This is a genomic window from Elusimicrobiota bacterium (assembly GCA_041658405.1).
Classification (GTDB): Bacteria; Elusimicrobiota; UBA5214; order JBBAAG01; family JBBAAG01; genus JBBAAG01.
Genome location: JBBAAG010000038.1, coordinates 1 through 19,834, shown reverse-complemented (window position 1 = coordinate 19,834; position 19,834 = coordinate 1). Strand labels below are relative to the sequence as shown.

Here is a 19,834-nt window from a genome sequence, read left to right as displayed (position 1 = left end):
CGCGAACTTTATGAATGAAAAAACTTTACTGGGGTTTAGCTTTCACTTTTTTCAGTATCCTCGGCGACTACCCATACTTTAAGTTCAGCATACACCTGCTGATGCACTCTAACTTTTACGGTATACGCCCCGACTTTATGTATAGGCTCTTCGAGAATAATATCTTTTTTATCAACTTCAATACCTTTTGAAAGCAACGACTTCGCGATATCCATATTCGTTACGGAACCGAATATCTTATCTTCATTATCAGTCTTCACGTTAATCGTACACGACTCTTTTCCAATTTTATCAGCTCTCTGCTGCGCTTTATCCAATTCCCGCGCGGAAAGGCGGAGATAACTTTTTTTCTTATCTTCCCAGCGTTTAAGATTAGAGGACGTTGCTTCCCAAGCTAACTCACGGGGAAAAAGATAATTCCTCGCGAATCCGCCCGTAACATTTTTTACATCCCCGGCATTACCAACTTTTTCTACATTCTGTGTAAGCACTACTTTCATAACAATTATACCTCAAATAAAAATATATTTATCCTACGCTACGTACGGCAATAACGCAATAGCTCGAGCGCGTTTAATCGCCGTAGCAACACTGCGTTGATGCTTCGCACAGTTACCCGAACTATGGCCGGAGAACATTTTCCCGCGGTCATTCATAAAATTCCGTAATAACTGCAGGTTCTTGAAGTCGATGTAAATAACTTTTTGTTCACAGAACTTACAATATTTCCGTGTCCTCGGGCGGCGGCGGTGAAACCCGCCGCTGCTACCGCCGCTATAACTTCGCCGATATCCCCCGCCGGTACTCCCGCCGGAACTATTCCCGTACCGTGACCCGCCACGCGGTTCGTAACTATCATTTCTTCTATTATCATCTACCATAACAAACTAAAATCCTTTCTTATAGTCGAAAGCAAGTACCTTTTAAAACGGCACTTTCCCTTTATTATCCTTATCACTCCCGGTATCATTAACTTCTTCACTCCCGCTATCTTCTGGCAACGGTTCACTCACATCCACGGGTTCTGCCGGTTCGCTTTCACTTTTTGCCATTGACCGTACCAGCACAGCCTGTAATTCCAAAGTTGACCGGTTTTGCCCGTCCTTAGTTACCCATTTATTAGTCCGAAGGCTCCCCTCTACATACACAGGACTACCTTTTTTCAGTGTCTCACCAACGAACTGTGCCTGTTTATCCCACACAGTAGTCGGCACAAACGTTGTTTGCTCCTGCCAGTTACCTTCTTTATCCTTATACCTTCTCCCAGTTGCTACCGTAAATTTACACAACGCAGTCCCTGCTGTAGTGTACTTCAACTCCGGATCCCTTACCAACCGGCCGCTCAACATAACCCTATTCAACTGCAACAGCTTTAGCTCCATCTCCCTCTTCCTCCTTCTTAGTCTCCTCCGCTTTCGCCTCTACCGATTTGTCACCCAATTCCGATTCCTTATCTTTCTCTTTAATCAAAGTTAATACCGCATCCGGATGCGGTATGATGTACTTAAGATGTTTTTCATTAATTCTTATTGTAAGATGCCGAAGAATATTTTCGCTTACCAGATAGTAATTGTTTAACTCACTCACCAACTGCGGCGGTAAATTTAACTGAAGATAAATATAACATCCTTCACGATAACCTTTCAGCGGATACGCCAACTGTCGTTTTCCCCAGTTATCCACACTAATAATCTCACCATTCCCACGTTTGATCACAGCCTTAATTTTTTCAAGCTGATCATTCACCTGTTCCGCAGCTAACTGCGGATTACAGATAAAAATACTTTCATACCTGTTCATACAACCTTTTATTCCTCCTTCTTGGCTACCATAGCTCACATTAAAACGCATATGCTTGCGTAACATGAGCAAAGGACACTTTTTTGTGTAGATATATGTTAGATAAAAAATAATCCGGCGTCAAGCACTTTTTTTATACTACCACTTCAACAACAACCGTGTCGTAATCCCGCAAACAACCGCAATCCCATTACCCAGCACAGTATCAATCAACCCATAGTTTTGTTTTTTATACTGAAAAAAGTACCCGGTAAATCCCGCAACGGGCAATACCAAAAACCACGATATCCCTGGAAGCAAACACATAGCCATGAGAACCAACCTAACCGCCATTGTCCAATGTTTCCTGACTTTATGAAGCGCGCCATTTCCTTTCTTAGCATCCATCTCGATATAAAAAACCAAAATTGCCATAAAATGCGTTGCCATGATTGCCAACACACCTATGATAGGCCACGGGTTCAAAAATACGCTCACATGCACAGGAGAGAATACGTAGATCAAACTTATATGTATAAACTGATCCCACAAGAATAACGCAAGATTATCGGGCATCCCAAACTTTTGAATTGAATACACTCTCCATTGATCCTCAAGAAAATGAAGGACAGTGATGATAACAATACACTCCCACCCATGCAGTTCAACACTTCTAAAAGAAAACCATGTGTCATTAAGATAATTCCAGGTAAAAACATACCCGGCTATAAGAAAGATTGATGAATGCGCAAGCATACCCCACACGCTTTCGCGTTTCCATACAGCAATACGGTTAGTCTGTAATGTAAAATCGCCAAGCATATGTGCGAGAAGTAACCGCCAAAATATTTCCATTACTTCCCTTTTTCTACTGCTGCACGGAAAGCTTCAGGATTAGTCGCTTTTGATGCAGCTTCCTCAAAAGAAACAATACGTTTCTCATACAACGCTTTTAAGGCACTATCCAGCGTTTGCATACCCATTGACACACCAGTCTGCATAGTCGACGGTATTTGATAAATTTTCCCTTCACGTATAAGGTTACGTATAGCCGGTGTGCATATCATAATTTCCATTGCACACGCGCGCCCGCTGCCATCCGACTTCGCAAGTAAGGTTTGAGAAACCACACCTTCAAGCAACCCAGCAAGCTGTGTACGTATCTGCGGCTGCTGTTCTGGAGAGAACACGTCAATCACGCGGTCAATCGTCTGTGCCGCACCGGTTGTATGCAACGTTGAGAACACCATATGCCCGGTTTCCGCTGCGGTAATCGCTAACTGTATAGTTTCAGGGTCACGCATTTCACCGACCAGTATGACATCAGGATCCTGCCGTAACGCATGCTTTAACGACGCTGAAAATGAAAGGGTATCCGTCCCGAGCTCACGCTGGTTGAACACACTTTTTTTATCCTGATGCACAAACTCAATAGGATCTTCCACTGTCAAAATATGACACGCTTCATTTACGTTGATATGATTCAACATTGCCGCGAGAGTAGTAGACTTCCCGCTGCCGGTAGGGCCAGTTACAAGCACCAACCCTCGAGGTTTTAATGCCAGGTCCGCAAGTATCGGCGGAAACTTCATTTCTTCGAGTGTCGGTATTTTCCACGGGATAACACGTATCACACTCCCGATTTTTTCGCGCTGCATCAAAACATTAACCCTGAACCTTGCAGATCCCTGCAGGGTATACGCTAAATCCAGTTCGCGGTCACGGTCAAACCTAACCTTATGCTCGTCGGTAACCATCTGCCCGACCAACCCGCGGATATCGTCATTACTTAACTCAGGAAGATCTGTCTGCGGTATTAATTCACCATGAATACGCAGGATAGGATTCCGTCCGGCTTTAAGATGCAAGTCAGACGCTTTCTTATCTAACATCATCCTCAAAAGATCATCTATTATCATTTCCGCATATTTCCTTTATTTTCTTTACTATCCCATTACACCCAAAATTTTTTGTGTAACATCCCTTAACCTAACTGTAAAACTTTGCAGCAGTATTTCCATCAACCCAATTGCGATTGAAGGATTCATTTTCTTAACTTCTTCATACTTCCTCTGCCCGATTACCAGAAGTTCAGTATCAACCTCCACCTTGGCATAAGCCGACCGCGGTGACTTATCAATCAATGCCATCTCACCAAAAAACCCGCCGGGATTAACAGTTGTCAATACGCGCTCACCCAGCAAGCTCATCTTATAAATCTTCACTGCCCCGGTTTTAACCAGGAACATTTCCTCACCGGTATCACCTTCCTTAAAAACAACAGCACCTTTGACAACTTTACGCAGTTCCACAAGTTTAGCTAGCACCACACGGTCTTTTGGCTGAAGTTTGCCAAGTTCACCGTGTTTTGATAAGAAAGCAATAATATCCTTTTCTTCCTTACTCGACATTCCCTGTGTCAATACTGAAATAAAATTTCCCATAAACCAGTTTTTATATCTCCATCTTAATTTGTTCAGTAAAAACTTTTGCTACCTGCGGATCAAACTTAGTTCCCGCACCGGACTGTATTTCTTCAACAATTTTATCCGGTGTTTCGCCTTCTAATAACCTTTTTTCGTAATACTCTACAGTACCGACAATCCTTGCACCCAACGGCACCTTCTCACCTATTGGCCCTTCGGGATCACTACCCATACCGTCATACCTATCTTCATGATACCTTATCACAGGGACGGCCCCGCTTAGCGAACTAATATCCTTTATCATCTCCGCTCCAAGTACCGGATGTTTTCTCTCGCGTAACGAAAGATCACCCGGCGCAAGGAATCCTATATCATGCAGCAACGCAGCGTAATAAAGATCCTGATACTCTTTTTGATCCATCCCAAACTCCCGCGCAACCGCTAATGACCGTTGTGCAACCCGCCAGTTATGCCCTGCCAACCGAGGATCACGCGACTCACTTGCCGATGCAAGGATTTCCATGATATTAACAAAAAAGTTACGCTGTGCTTCCGCATACTTTGCGTTACTAAGCACTACCGCCGCGAAATTAGCAAGGTTCTCTAACGTTTCCTTATCCTCTTGAGTATAAGTCCCTGTTTTTTTGTTTAACACCTCAGCTACGCCAATAAGTTCATTCCCCACAATCATTGGAACACAAAGGATTGACCGTGTGATAAACCCTGAACTATCATCAGCTTTCTTAAAAAACCGCGCATCATTTTGTGCATCCGCAACAATCACCGATTCCCGGTTACTTGCCACCCAACCTGCAATACCGCTGGAGATAGGAATTTTAAACTTTTTCAGTACACCGCTTTTTTCTCCGGATGCTGATTTAAAATACAGATGCTGTTTATCATCTTCCAACAACATAATAGATGACGCTTCAGAATCCGTCACTTGTTCAGCCGCCAACCCTATTTTTTTCAAAATAGTATCGAGGTCTAAACTAGCGCTAATAGTTTTAGCGATTTCAAAAAACCCGTCTAAAACTTCTCGTTCCATATATCCATTTCTCCTAATCTAAAACTTAGTCTACTTTAGCTGCACGCAAAATTTCATCTATAGTAGTAACACCTTGCGCGGCTTTAATCAACCCGTCATTATACAATGACCTCATACCGTTCTTGATTGCCAGTTCCTTAACCGGTCCCGTCGCTACTTCTTTCAAAATCAACGACCGCAGCATATCATCCATATATAAAAACTCATGTATCCCCGCGCGCCCTTTGTATCCCGTATTATTACAAACAGGACATCCTTTCCCGCGTACCAACTTTGCCTGACCTGGGTCAAGCCCTGCTTCAGTCAAAACTTTTGCAACATCATCCGTCATTGGTGCAGGTTCTTTACATTCCTTACACACACGCCGCACCAACCTCTGCGCAAGCACACCTTCCAGTGTTGATGCAATCAAAAACGGCAATACACCCATATCCGCCAACCTACCGATAGCAGTTGGCGCATCGTTTGTATGCAAAGTAGAGAACACCAAATGCCCGGTCATTGCCGCTTCCATAGCGATAGTAGCGGTTTCTTTATCACGGATTTCACCGACCATTATGATATCAGGATCCTGCCTCAAAAACGCGCGTAATGCCGCAGAGAAGTCAAACCCGATTTCCTGATTAACATTAACCTGCACCACCCCTTCGAGGTTGTACTCCACCGGGTTTTCTGCAGTCAAAATTTTAGTATCCGGCGTATTAACAGCATTAAGCACAGCGTACAACGTAGTTGATTTACCGCTACCCGTCGGGCCAGTAACAAGTATGATACCGTTCGGCTTACCCACCGATGCCATAATACGTTCCAGCGTATCCGGCAAAAAACCCAACTGATGAAGTTCTACGCGGATAGAACTGCGGTCAAGTATACGCATACAACACGACTCACCAAAAACGGTAGGAAGAATATTTACACGCAATTCGATAGGCCTATTCCCTGCGTTCAACCGTATACGCCCGTCCTGCGGACGGCGGCGTTCAGTTATATCCATCGACTGCGTCATAATCTTTAGTTTAGAAATCAAAGCATTACGATACGCCAGTGGCGGCTGGAACGGCGCTTCCTGAAGAACACCGTCGATACGGTACCGCGTAATTATCTTAGCTTCAAACGGTTCAATATGAATATCTGACGCTTTAAGCTCCAACGCTCCAAGCAAAACCGCGTTGACCATCTTCTCAACTTCCGGGGTATCAACTTCTATATCGGTAATATCAACCCGCGACTCTTCCTTTGTTTCCTGTATAACCTGAACCTGATCATCAGTTTTTATAGACGCCGTAATCTTACTGAGCATCGCCTGGCCGTAAACTTTATTTAATACATCCTCAATATCACCCGGTAAAGCAAGATATGCCTGAACATCAAACCCTGTCCGTAACCGTATATCTTCAACAACAAAAAAATCGCGAGGATCCGTCATCGCGACATACATAACATTTTCTTCCTTGGCAAACGGCAACACATGCTGCCTTCGCGCTGCAGCTTCAGGTACAATTTTTACAACATCCTGGTCAACTTCAATCTCTGATAAATCAATTGCCTTAACACCCCACTCCTGTGACAACGCAAGCAACATATCAGTTTTCTTTGCCCATCCCTGATTTATGATAACCTGTTGTAATGGCAACTGCCCTTCTTTTGCCATTTTTTGTGCTTGCGCAAGTTTTTCAGCGTCAACAAACCCGCGGTCCGTTAAAATAGTTTCTAACGTTTTCTTTCTAACCTGCGGTTTTACGTCTGCCATCGCTTTCCTCTTTTTATATAAACCTGATTCTTGGCCTCAACTACTTTTTATACCCGACCGCTTCGTAAATAATCTGTTCAATATCTTTACCCTTAACCTTAACCTTATCGATTTCACGTGTAATAATCCTATCTTTCACCAACTCATACGTCGTCGAACCTATAATAACATGCGTATCATATTTTCTGTTCAACGGTTCCAACCGTGCTGCCAAATTTACGCTATCACCTATTACAGTATAATCCATTCTTCTATTTGAACCCATATTTCCAACAATTGCGTCACCGGTATTAATCCCAATACCTATATCAATAACATACCTATTCGTACGCCTTAATTCTTCCTGGAACTTCTTAAGCTCTACTATCATATCAATCGCGCATGATACCGCACGAAACGCATGGTCTTCCTGCGGCAACGGTGCACCCCAAAACGCCATGATTGCGTCACCAATAAACTTATCCACTGTCCCGTTATGCTGAAACACAATATCCGTCATTTTTGTGAGGTACTCGTTCAACAACGTAACCACTTCTTCTGCTTTTGTAGTCTCAGTCCAGCTAGTGAATGCCCTGATATCCGAAAAAAATATCGTAACCTTCTGCCGGGCACCACCTAACGACGGAGGATTTGACAATACAAAGTTTAACACCTGTGGTGACACATATGTCCCAAATGTTTGCCGTATTCTTTTCTTTTCTTTTTCCTCGGTGATCAACCGATACCCAATAACAGCAACATAACTCAACAAAATAATTACACATCCAGGCGCAAGTTCAAACCAATACCGCGCGTTGAATACCCCTAAACCAATCAAAAAGAACGCAAGAAAATACAACGGCGCAGCTACGGTACTAATTTGTGTTTTCAAAATCGGCAACGTGAATCCGCATAGCAATGTCAATAAAATTATGCTTAATACCGTATAAATTCCCGGCACCTGATGAATAAAAGAGTTGGTAATAAAATTCTCCACCAACGTCGCCTGTATTTCAACCCCCGGGAAATGCGGTGAAAACGGTTGAGGGTGATGGTCATACAACCCGGTAGCCGTTGCTCCGATAATAACAATCTTATCCTTAAAATGTTCAGGTTCAATTTGTTTCATATAAACCTGCCAGTACGGCACAAACTCTACTGTTTTAAACGGCCCGAGGTAATTAACCAAAACCTCGCCATCCCGTGTTAACGGCAATTCGTTATACATATCCATACAATTCTTACCCAGATAATGTGAAGCCGTAGCAAATGACAGATGCGGATAATACTTACCATCAACCTCGCACAGTGGCGGTAATGCGCGTACCACGCCATCCGTCTGCGGGAACGCATTAGCAATCCCGACCTCAGCCGCTGATTTCTTCAGTACCGGTATCGGTAGTGTAATCTTCGGCGGGTCAAAGTTATAGTCAATAAACGAATTTTGTATCACACATTTTGACCTTTTTGCTGAGTCAGCAAGTTTTTGATCAGACCACGCATTATCGCGTTCCGGCTCGGTAAACAAAATATCGAACGCAATAGTTTTTGCCCCGCTTTTTACAAGATTATCAACTATTTTTGCATGAAAATACCTGGGGAACGGCCATCTCCCGAGGCGCTCCAAAGTTTCTTCATTAATATCCACAACAACAACCTTTTTTGTTGTAGGAATACGCCCTCTGAGCTTGAACCGGACATCATACAACCCGCGTTCCAGAGGAAGCAATAAGTGGTTATTCAAGAACGGTTGGACATACACCAGCAATACAGCCAGTCCGATAATGCTGCAGATGATAAACCCGACAAACTGAGTTTTGTTTTTAAATAAGTTTTTAAACATTACAATTTATTCTTTCTCCATAAATGTCATCTTAGTACTTCCGCATTCTATCATATCACCGGAAGCAAGTATCTGTTCATCCTTAACTGTTTTACCGTTAACTTTTGGATATCCTTCTTTTATAGCTTTAAACAAAAATCCTTCCGGACGTTTAATAATAGCAGCAGCAAGAGGCGGAGCAAAAAGACCACCTTTAATTTTGATCACTGCTTGTTCGTTTGTACCGATATAAGTAAGTGAACCGGTAAGCTTAAACTCCGTTATATCTACAATTCCTTCAACAATTCTTATCAACGCTTTTCCAGCACCAGCCACCGCGGTAACGGGTTCCGCTGGAACACTAGTCCTTGCTGCAGGCGCAGGAGGTACCGGCGGCGGTACAGAAGGACGCGGAGGCGGAGGAGTCGGCACTGCTGCAGCTACCGACTGTTCTGACACCGCTGCCACTTCACCCGCAGGTTGAGCGTCATCTATAAACACTAACGTATGTGTTGCCACCAAAACTTCATTACCACTCCGGAGATACGCATTCAAGATTTTTTTACCATTAACAAAAGTACCGTTGGTACTGCTTAGATCTTCAATCATATACATCCCGGCTTGTTTCAATAACCTTGCATGATGCCCGGAGACCGCCTGGTGTTCAATCACCAAATCATTATCCGGCTTGCGCCCGATTGTAATAATATCTTTATCTACCGGATACTCCTTTATCACCGCCGGCCCGAACTTCAAGATAAGCTTTGGCATAACTTTATTAATTCCTCAATAATATATTATCTAAACATTTTTCCGAACCAACCCATCTTTGTCGGTTCAACCTTCATACACACAACTGTCACATTATCTACTCCGCCATTAGCATTGGCTTTATCAATCAGACTTTTAGCAATCACCGGCGGCTCTTTTTTCTCCAAAATAATTTTTTCTATATCCTCATCCGGCACCATACGGTCAAGCCCGTCGGTACAGAGCATATAAACATCATTCTCTTTTAATTCCAACTCCTGAATATCAACCTTAACAGTTTTCTCAGTCCCCAGTGCGCGGGTAAGTATATTTTTATTTTCCGCGGTCTTCGCCTGTTCCGGCGTCAACAACCCGCGTCTAACCTGTTCTTCAACATAGGAATGATCTGTAGTAACCTGCGAGAGTTTTCCATCACGCACCATATATAATCTACTATCCCCTACATGCGCAACAGTAAATTTATTATCCTCATGCAACAACACCGTAACAACTGTTGTGCCCATACCATAATCCTGTGGATACTTGGACGCTGCTTCAAAGATAACCTGGTTAGCCATATAAACACTTTGCACAAGATATTTTGTGCGTATTGACCAATTAGGATTCATAGGACCGAGGTTTGCCACTTTCCCGGTTGATAAACACTGCTTCACTTGCTGGGAGATTACATCCACCGCGATTTTACTCGCGATCTCACCGGATGCATGGCCGCCCATTCCATCGGCAACCATATAAAACCCTATCTCCTGCTCGTAAAACAAATTATCTTCATTATTCTGCCGTTTCTGCCCTTTATCAGACTGGCCAAACCCAATAACTTTTAACACTTTAGATTTCCTTCTATATTAAACTATTTACTTGTATTCATTAAAGCTAAACACTGCTTAAGGTCCGCAACAATTTCTTTCCCGCGGCTATACCTGTTATCTGCATTTTTCTCAAGCATCTTATCAATAACTTTCTCGACGTATTCCGGTATATTGGGATTAGCAGCCCGCGAAGACGGATGTTTTTCATTTACTATCTGATACAACAATGTCCCAATACTATCACCTTCAAACGGTTTCTTCCCAACCAGCATCTCATAGAACATTACTCCTAACGAGAACAAATCCGACCTTCCATCAACTTTCTTCCCGGAAATCTGTTCCGGTGACATATAACTCGGGGTACCAAGCACGGTCCCGGTTTGTGTTTTTGACGATGCTGTTATCCGCGCGATACCAAAATCTGTCACGCGTATACCGCCAGCCTTCAATGTCATAATATTTGCCGGTTTAATATCCCGGTGTATAACGCCTTCGGCATGCGCATAATCTAACGCATCCGCAACCTTAATTATTATATCAATTACCTCAGGAATTGGCAAAAGTTTATCTTTCTCGCAGTACTGCTTGAAATCACTACCATCCAGGAGTTCCATTGCGATATACGATACATCCATATCATCCCCCGCATCAAACACACGGATGATATTGGGGTGAGACAACTTTCCCGCGGACTCAGCTTCACGGAAGAACCGTTCCTTAACCGCCTTCATTTGTTCTTCACTCACATCATCATCAAACTTCAATGTTTTAATCGCAACCATACGATTAATTTTAGGATCTTTCCCGAGATACACAATACCCATAGCGCCCCGCCCAAGTTCTTTCTCAATCTCATACCTGCCGAGGGTAGGTTTTTGTCCCGCACCAGAAATCATTACGGTACCATCAGCTTTAGCCGCACCGCCCAAGGACATAACCGGCGCCATATTTTTTGCACCGTCAATCCTTGCTTTGACATCCTTGAAGTTCGGATCGACATTCGCTATATGTTCATACACAGCAATAGCTTTATTCAACTGGCGTTTACGCTCAAAATCCAGTGCGAGGTTATACAACAAATCCTTCATCTGATCATCCAGCGGACACTTACTAAACTTATCAAATGCTAAATCCAGCATACCCTGTCCCTGGAACGACAAACCCAACATCTTATTAGTTTCGATAGATTCAGCCTCTACCAACTCCTTACGTTTTTCAGTGAACAAGAACCGTTTTGATACGATAACGATATACCCAAGCATCAACAACATTGTGGAATACATTATCTTTATCCAATAGCCATTTGCCGCAAAAAGATATGTTCCGGTACCAATAATGATTATCATCAACACAGATGCCAATATTGCACCCCATTGCGCTTTCAACCTAGGAAGCAAGAGCATCACGAATAATGCGCAGAGAACCAGCGTAACTATCTCTACAGTCACAGCCCATTTTGGCCGTAAGATAAACCGTTTTGCAATAATATTCTGTAAAACATTCGCCGTTACTTCGATAGACGGATAATTACTTCCCACAGGCACTGTATTTAGAGAAGCTATTCCAGTTGCCATACTGCCAATTAATACAATTCTATCCTTGAACGCCTCTACCGGCACATTTCCTTTCAGTATTTCAACCACTGAAAAGTACTTGAATGACTGCGCAGGCCCCACAAAATTGATCATCATATCGAACTTTTTATCTATAGGAATATCAGACTTCCCTACAACCAACTCATTACTTTTGTTAAGTTTAATATCCGAAATATTTGTATCCAAGAAAACACTTGCCAACTGCAATGCAAATGAGGGATATAACTTATTAATGTGTTTAATAACCAGCGATTCTCTGCGCAATACACCGTCAATATCATTAAACGAATTCACATGCCCAAGCCCCACCGCCGCAAGCGCGAATGGTTCAAGCGGTAATGAAGGATAGTACCCCTCGGGGATATTCTCGTTTCCTGCAAAAGAATTCAATCCCAAAAGAGTACTGGAGGACAACAATGGCTGTTCATCTTTATCCCTAACATCCGGCACCTGAACAGAAAAGTACATCGGCAAGATAACGTTTTGACACGCAAGAAAAGTATTCTCTAGAATTGCATCGCTATCCAGCCCTTGTTCCGCTGCACTAAGATCCTGTAACACAGTCTGGTACACTTTTGCTGCACCGCTTCTTTTAGTTGTTGGATCCGTAAGCATTGCGAAATATTTTTGTTTCAACTCCCGGAACATATCCAAGCCCGGACTTTCTTCTGGTTCTGAGTATAATATGCTCAACCCAATGATTTTCGGCTGTCCTTCTGATATTTTACTGATAATATCCGCCATAACGGATCTTGGCCATGGCCAACGCCCGATACTTGAAATGCTAGAATCATCAATCGCAACAATAACAACAGCATCCCCCGGCTTTTTTGACTGCCTTAATAATGCACGGAAATCGTAAATTTTATTCTCTAGTACTTCAAATACTCCTAATTGCAGGAAGTATGCCACTAATAGAATAACAGAGATGATAAAACCTGTTAAAAAATCTGAGAAAAACGTATTTTTCTTATTTGCCATATAAATAACTCATTATCATTAATAACATATATATTGTTTATTATATACACATTTAAACAGTGAGTCAAACCTAAAATCATAATAAAAAAGAACCCCGGGCATTACCCGAAGTTCTTTTTTTTACTCAAAAATACCGTCTTACAGTTATTTAAAATTTAAACGTCAACGCAATACTATACGTATTCCCTAACTGATCACCCTGAGGCAACCACGCAAGGTCAAAACACAGCATATCATTGATTCCAACTCCAAGCCCTAAACTTAACCCGCTCATCGCACCCAAATCCTGCATCCTGGCTGTATTAAACCCTAACCGTAACGGCAAGGATATTGACCCAAATGCTAATGCATACTCTGCACCAAGCGCGAAATTAACATCATTATCCGTTGGAACATTAACATCAACCCCGGCGCTTAACTTCCCGGTTTTATACCCCACCCCGAGCTTAATATTCAAAGGTAAAGGATCTTCTGAAGCCGCGAACTTCAACGGTGTTCCAAGGTTTTGTATTGCTAATCCAAGCCCTAAACTAGAATTAAAGTTGTACATAACACCAAGATCTGCGCCGATCGCTAAATTACTAGCAGTACTGTCTATAGTACCATTAATAAACTTCAACCCAAGCCCTAACTCAAGATTACCCAACGCGATACCATACCCCAAAGTATTGGACATATAACTCGCGCTAAACGTCCCGGCAGCATCCGTCGTATCCGTTAACCGTTTTTCAATACTTCCCGCGGTGAAATAGTTTAATGCATACCCAACCGTCCCTAATTTACCCAAGGGTATACCTGCTGCAATATAACCATACCCCATATCACTGAAATCAACACCTTGATACATAAGGTTATACATTGCAGTAATTTCTTTTTTCTGCATACCCGCCAACCCCGCAGGGTTCCAATAAATCGAGTTAACATCATTAGCGATACCCGCATACGCACTACCCATCGCCAATGGTTTTACTCCAGCGCCAAGCTTCAAAAATGACACCGTAGTCCCGATCTTATCCCGTGCCGCAAAAACATTCCCAACGGCAAACCCAGCAACCACTAACGCCATCACCACTGCCAAAATTTTTCTGTTCATTACACTTTTACCCTCCTTTAGGGAAAATATATATCAAATACTTTTTTTGCTAAAATTAATACTCCCACCGCAATCCAAGAAAATAATTAACAGATGAATAATTATATTTATAAACCTGCTCATACTTCATATTTGACCCGCTGTTCAAATAATTTACTAATAAACTTACCTTCAACGACTTTGTGATTCCATACTCAACCCCTAACCTCAACACATTAGTCTGTACCGCAGTTTTGTCAGTCCCGTACGTCCCGGCAACGTCTTGTACAAACCGGCTGGAATACGCGCGATTCGCAAAACTGTATAACACAGTAGCAGTCAACGGCATTGATGTTAATCCCACACTCAACACCGGCCCGATTTTTAAATCCAAATAATCATAATATCCCGGTACAAACTTTGTACGGGTAGCATCATAATGATTTTGGTTAGAACTATTAAACACACCCTGCAGTGTCAACCCGACTGACATCTTCATAGCTTCCATCCCAGTAACAGAATACGATGCCAACCCGTCAACAACCTGAGTCAAATCCTGCCGCAGGCTGGTACTATACGCCGGCCCGTCATTAATAATTTTCTGATCCCCAAAACTTTTACTTGTAAGGTTATACATAACCCGCGCATCTAAACTCTCGCTGAACTTCATTTCACTGTTGACATACACTTCGACTGCTGTAAAGTTCAAAACATCCTTACCTATCTTCCCGGACAACTCCTGCCCATACTTTTCTTCGGCCAACGACTGATAGTTCGGGAAATTAAAACCAAAATATCCGATACCTAACAAAACATTTTTTACAGTACCAAGGTTCAACCGTTCACCTTCAACACCAAACGATGTTTTGTTATAATCAAACAACCCTTTAGTCCATGTTTCATCCAGTGTCTCACGGAAAAGTTCAGTTCTATATCCTAGTTTAACTTTAGCTTTATAATCCTTCCCCAGTTTTTGAATATACTTAAATGACAACGTATGATCCTGCGATTGCTGTGTAAGAGTCCCTCCCCCTACGAGATCAGTGACATCTTTTACCCCGCGATACCCGCCGTAGTAAGACGGTAACAATGCACTGGACTCCCCGAACTTCACCGCAGGCGTAACATCCAGGTTCAGATTCCCACCGAAACTGCCAGGTTCCGACCCAAAAAAATACTGCCCGCCAAACACGCTGAGGTTAACCAACGGGATAAACTCAACCTTAGCATTTCCAACACCCGATGCTAATGAAACAAAAACTAACGCCACTAAAAATGTAAGTACCCTTTTACCAGTTGTTGTCACATTCACACCTTTCATTTTCTTTAGAAACACCCTTGTTAAACTCTTTTTCGCACATAATCAGTTATCTTGTTTTTTCGTGCCATATCAGCGCTATCGCCGTCAAAATTGTTGTTACACAAAATATCGACCAACTCCTGTACCTTCCGTAACTCCTGCTGCTGTTTCTTGACAGCTTCAACTTCAGTCTTTAATTCACGCAGACAACTTTCCAACCGCACAGTATTTTTATCCATAGACTTTCTTAACTCATCACCCAATGCCCACAACGCACGGATCAACTCTTCGCTACTAACAGGTGACATATATAACCACCGCCTTTTATTTTATAATATTTTCTAACAACAAACTTAAATTAAATAAACCTTATAACTTATCTTTGCCACATACTTACGGTATTGCCACTAACCCCGCATCAACAAACAACTTTGGTTCTACCACAAGGTCAATCTTTTTATCCACCCCGGTAAATTCTGATGAAGTCATCACCAACTGCTGGTTCCACTTCAACAACTGATCTCTGTACGAATTCCCGGCCAACCCGGAAAACACCGACCGTGCTCCGACCTTACCTTCATCATTAATAATATAATACTCTTCCTTTGACCACGTATTATCTGCAAAAGTTACTTTGAGAGAATCATTTAACTTATCCGCTGAAACTGTTGACTCCGTATTTGCTCCAAACCATGTTTCAAACGCAGTATTTGTCATCCCTGCCGATGCACCACCCGCAACTTTCCACGTGACATCATTCATTGACGTTATATTAGCTCCGGAGGTGGTAGGTGCATAAGTCATTTTATCAATATTATTAATTCTGTAATAATAGTTGTTAAACAACAACTTATACGTCCCGCCGCTGTTTTCCACATGCCCGCCAGAATACTGTGATTCAACTTTATCAACGGTATTACTTGCGTTCCACTCGTTAGTTTTGACATAATAATCCGGCGATACTGAACCTTCCGTCCAACCTATCCATTTAGTTGACGCAGTAAGATCCGTCGGTATAGCTTTGTCAAACTGCACTTTCCACACAAAATAATCAAACCTGTTATCACGTTCATTCATCGTAACAAGTTTCATAGTATCTTCCTGAGGACGGATAATATACTCTTCAACTCTCACGCGTTTACCAAAAACATCAATTAACGACTTTCCCTGCTGGTACTCCGCCATCTTCATTTCCTGCGCTGCAGCTGCCTGAACCTGTTCACGTGACATATCCATCCCAACTTCTGTTGCCATCTCATCTTTACCTGAAGAATTCAACGCCAACGCACCCCGTGACCCGCTACCACCTGCTGAAATCGGTTCTGGTGCGGACGGCATTAAGTCAGGAAGGACATCAATACGTTCATTAGGATGTACAACAATTTCCTCTCCAAGACCGTTAACATGCCGTACTGCCACTAACCCGCTTAACAAACTTACCCGGGTTTTATTATTCTCATCCACTTCAATCTCAAACTCCGTACCACGCACAGCGCATACCGCCGTAGGGGTACGTGTAGCAAACGATTCGTTTTTTGTCAACTTCTTCACCCACGCACGCATATTCCCGCGGTTAAGCTCAAACTCCCGAACTTCCGGTTTCATGGTTTTAATAGAAAATATAGTATTCGCTGCGAGCCTTACCTTTGTCCCGTCATCCATCTTAAGAACTACAAAAGATTTGTCTCCAGTACGAATTTTAGCAGTTTCATTCAGGATCGCACCTGTTTTGCATGCTTTCCAAATTTCTGTCCCTGCGAGCGATGTTTCCACCTGGCCTCTAAGCGACTCAACTGCCACTTTTCTTATTACCGCCGCGGAAACTAACGACAAACTCAACGCCACAATACTGATACAAATGAAGCTCTTCATCAGAAGACTTCCTTTTTTCATACCCATCTCTTCATTCCTCCTGTATTAATACATTTTAATATCAAACAACATATAACGTATTACCGTTTTTACCGGTTGCAACGCACGGGAGATATTAACTCCCATGCGCTACAACCCATTTCTTTATGCTTAGCGGATAACCGCTATACGTTTTGTATCAGTATGCGTCCCGGCTTTGAACTTATAGATGTACACACCACTGGCGACTTTCTCGCTCTTCTGGTTTGTACCATCCCAAGTAGCTGTATATCCGTTATTCGCTCCCGTAGCCACAAGCGTTACTTTATCGAACTCGCGTACTAATTCACCCGCGATATTAAATATCTTGATTGTTACTTCAAGATTTGTTTCACCCGCAGGTATGAAGTACCGTATGTTCGCATTAGTATCAGTTGCCGGCTTGAACGGGTTAGGATATACGTATGTCTTAAACGGCCCAGCATACGTCCCGCTGCCATCCCCGCCACTAGTTTGCGCAGAACCTATAAACGCTGCAAATTTCCCGGAAACATTCCCTGACGAATTCGCTCCGGATTCAACACTGATCGTATTAGACACGGTATCTATGTTCATTCCATTAGTAACCTTCGACCAGCTACCATCACTATTCAGTTGATAGACATACAACTTTGCAAGATCAGTATTTGTTACGGTCAAAGTACTATATTGAATAGTAACTTTCACAGTTTTCCCTGATGCTAATTTCGCTAACGGCCCGTTAACAATCTTCACCTGCATGTTATACACTTCACTTGCCTGCACACCAGGCAAATTACTTGCTGCCATATACGCCTTCGCAATCGCCGCGCTACCTGTATTAGTTATGGTAGATTCTACGATAACCTCAGCAGTAACGGTCCCGGTCGAGTTAAATGTGCCTGCAGGGATATACATCCCGCTGGTATTACCTTCCCCGACTTTAACCTCGCCGCCGGAGATCGGGTTAAACTTTTCTTCGTTCTTCGACTTAATATCAATCGGGAACGTACTAGTTTCATCACCCGTATTACCTTCAGCATCCGTACCTTTTGTACGTATACTGAACTCCGTCTCATCACCAGGCAGGTATGTACAGACAAGCATCTGTTTATCCAACGACATTGATATCACATCGAACGCATCAATCGCTTCCTGCACTGTCGGAGAAGATAACGTTACGATTTCCTTCAGTGTATCAAGCTTCGTAGGATCGCCTTCCACTAACGGTGCAGACGCAAGGATAGTCAACGTGAACGAAATATTTCTCCCACGCTGCTTTCTAAACGCCTTAACCTTAAACTTCAACGGATGCGGCTGGTAGGTAAGATTCTTACTCACAACAGCCCGTGCTGAGTTTACCATAACCTGTCCCGGCGCAACAAATACTTCACCGTTTGTCTGTGACAACGCTATGAAATATTTTACACTGGGTTCAAGCCCGGTAATAGTATAACTATCGATTTCCAATGTTGTCTGGTTAACCGTAAAGTACCCAAACACCATTTTTGTAAAATCTTCAGACACTGCAACTGCCATTGTTGCATCATTAGTCGTAATCTTTGACCCGTTAGTCTTAGAGATACCACCCAACACCGTACCGCCACCCTTAAGTTCGATCGCTTCAGTCAAGTTATTGATCCCACCAACGACAGTAATATCCTTCGTTGCAGTAGCCAACCCTTTGACGAACACCTTTATTATATATTCGCCTGGCACCAACCCTTTAACCTCGAACTCCGCTTCCTGATGAACAACGCTATACTCTTCAACATCCTTCGGCGGTTTCGACGCTGTTTCGATACCATCCATCGGGTTTTTATATTCAACACCTTTTTTCTGTAGCAATACCAACGCTCCCGGTATTTCATACCCGGAGACAGGCGTAATCATTCTATACCCTTCTTCAATCTTGATTAGCCCACGCAAAATTCCCGGTGCTTCCTCAAGCTTGAAGTTCACATCTTTAGACCCCTGTATCACAGAGCGCATAGTTACTGCGCCATACCGCGAGACTGATGTATCACCGCTATCACGTATACCGGCAGTAACATCCCAATACTTAACATCAGGATTTATGCTGTTAATGGTATACTCACCAAATTCATTGGTAGTTGCAATTAAATCAATAGATTCACCCATCTTCTCTGAAGGTTTCGCCATTATTTTGATATTCGCCAACGGTTTTGCACTCATATCCACAACTTTCCCTGTGATCGTTACACCTTCTTTAAGCTTTACCGACCCAACATCCACTTCTATTGCTTCATTCGGCACTACGATCCCAGCTTTAAAGTACGCGATATAATTTTTCCCGTTAACCTTACCATCAGACCCTACCCTTGTTTGAATATCAAGAATGTACGTCCCACCAGGTAAGTTCTTAAACGTGAACATACCGGTAGAAATCTGGACATCACCTGACCCTGTCCCGGTATCACGTGATGAACCATCAACCCACGGCCGCGCTTCTATATGAACCCTTACATTACTGTTACCTACTGAAGACCCGGTCACCGCATCGAGGACGGTCCCTTTCACTGTTGCACCTTTTGCAACTATGATAGGCGACATTGTCAACGACAACGGCTGGAATATTGTTAAGTCAATCAGCGGAATTTCAATCTGTCTTG

17 protein-coding genes and 1 pseudogene are annotated in these 19,834 nt (G+C 42.9%); all 18 read right to left on the bottom strand.

The window, feature by feature from the left end:
- Positions 1-35: 35 nt before the first annotated feature.
- On the bottom strand, positions 36-500 hold the full coding sequence (rplI, locus tag WC955_07780) for a 50S ribosomal protein L9 (GenBank protein MFA5858951.1): 465 nt from the start codon (positions 498-500) through the stop codon (positions 36-38).
- Positions 501-533: 33 nt separating this feature from the next.
- A pseudogene (rpsR, locus tag WC955_07775) lies at positions 534-731 on the bottom strand (30S ribosomal protein S18).
- A gap of 192 nt (positions 732-923) precedes the next feature.
- A complete protein-coding gene (locus tag WC955_07770; protein MFA5858950.1) occupies positions 924-1,382 on the bottom strand; it encodes a single-stranded DNA-binding protein in 459 nt (152 codons plus the stop codon).
- Complete coding sequence (rpsF, locus tag WC955_07765; protein ID MFA5858949.1) at positions 1,354-1,800, bottom strand: 30S ribosomal protein S6; 447 nt, start codon at positions 1,798-1,800, stop codon at positions 1,354-1,356. The genes WC955_07770 and rpsF overlap by 29 nt, the downstream gene beginning before the upstream one ends.
- 138 nt (positions 1,801-1,938) lie before the next feature.
- On the bottom strand, positions 1,939-2,634 hold the full coding sequence (locus tag WC955_07760) for a DUF3307 domain-containing protein (protein ID MFA5858948.1): 696 nt from the start codon (positions 2,632-2,634) through the stop codon (positions 1,939-1,941).
- The gene (locus WC955_07755) at positions 2,634-3,698 is read right to left on the bottom strand and encodes a type IV pilus twitching motility protein PilT (GenBank protein MFA5858947.1); all 1,065 of its coding nucleotides are present in this window, start codon (positions 3,696-3,698) and stop codon (positions 2,634-2,636) included. Before WC955_07755 ends, WC955_07760 begins: the two co-directional genes overlap by 1 nt.
- Positions 3,699-3,725: 27 nt before the next feature.
- Positions 3,726-4,223 carry a cyclic nucleotide-binding domain-containing protein gene (locus tag WC955_07750; GenBank protein MFA5858946.1) on the bottom strand — a complete coding sequence of 166 codons (498 nt, stop codon included), beginning with the start codon at positions 4,221-4,223 and terminating at the stop codon, positions 3,726-3,728.
- 10 nt (positions 4,224-4,233) lie between these two features.
- The gene (locus tag WC955_07745) at positions 4,234-5,253 is read right to left on the bottom strand and encodes a GAF domain-containing protein (protein ID MFA5858945.1); all 1,020 of its coding nucleotides are present in this window, start codon (positions 5,251-5,253) and stop codon (positions 4,234-4,236) included.
- A gap of 25 nt (positions 5,254-5,278) precedes the next feature.
- Complete coding sequence (locus tag WC955_07740) at positions 5,279-7,003, bottom strand: ATPase, T2SS/T4P/T4SS family (GenBank protein MFA5858944.1); 1,725 nt, start codon at positions 7,001-7,003, stop codon at positions 5,279-5,281.
- A 40-nt stretch (positions 7,004-7,043) separates the two neighbouring features.
- On the bottom strand, positions 7,044-8,825 hold the full coding sequence (locus WC955_07735) for an adenylate/guanylate cyclase domain-containing protein (protein MFA5858943.1): 1,782 nt from the start codon (positions 8,823-8,825) through the stop codon (positions 7,044-7,046).
- A 6-nt stretch (positions 8,826-8,831) separates the two neighbouring features.
- Complete coding sequence (locus WC955_07730; protein ID MFA5858942.1) at positions 8,832-9,575, bottom strand: FHA domain-containing protein; 744 nt, start codon at positions 9,573-9,575, stop codon at positions 8,832-8,834.
- 26 nt (positions 9,576-9,601) lie between these two features.
- Positions 9,602-10,402, bottom strand: a complete 801-nt coding sequence (locus WC955_07725) for a Stp1/IreP family PP2C-type Ser/Thr phosphatase (protein MFA5858941.1) — start codon at positions 10,400-10,402, stop codon at positions 9,602-9,604.
- A 23-nt stretch (positions 10,403-10,425) separates the two neighbouring features.
- Entirely contained in the window at positions 10,426-12,960 is a 2,535-nt protein-coding gene (locus tag WC955_07720) for a serine/threonine-protein kinase (GenBank protein ID MFA5858940.1), read from the bottom strand.
- 148 nt (positions 12,961-13,108) lie between these two features.
- Positions 13,109-14,053, bottom strand: coding sequence for a PorV/PorQ family protein (locus tag WC955_07715; protein ID MFA5858939.1), 945 nt, complete (start codon positions 14,051-14,053; stop codon positions 13,109-13,111).
- Between the two features lie 55 nt (positions 14,054-14,108).
- Complete coding sequence (locus WC955_07710) at positions 14,109-15,353, bottom strand: hypothetical protein (GenBank protein MFA5858938.1); 1,245 nt, start codon at positions 15,351-15,353, stop codon at positions 14,109-14,111.
- Positions 15,354-15,373: 20 nt separating this feature from the next.
- Positions 15,374-15,640 carry a hypothetical protein gene (locus WC955_07705; GenBank protein ID MFA5858937.1) on the bottom strand — a complete coding sequence of 89 codons (267 nt, stop codon included), beginning with the start codon at positions 15,638-15,640 and terminating at the stop codon, positions 15,374-15,376.
- Positions 15,641-15,725: 85 nt separating this feature from the next.
- On the bottom strand, positions 15,726-17,231 hold the full coding sequence (locus WC955_07700; protein ID MFA5858936.1) for a FecR family protein: 1,506 nt from the start codon (positions 17,229-17,231) through the stop codon (positions 15,726-15,728).
- 123 nt (positions 17,232-17,354) lie between these two features.
- Positions 17,355-19,834, bottom strand: a 2,480-nt coding sequence (locus WC955_07695; protein ID MFA5858935.1) for a T9SS type A sorting domain-containing protein, incomplete at its 5' end; no start/stop codon positions are given.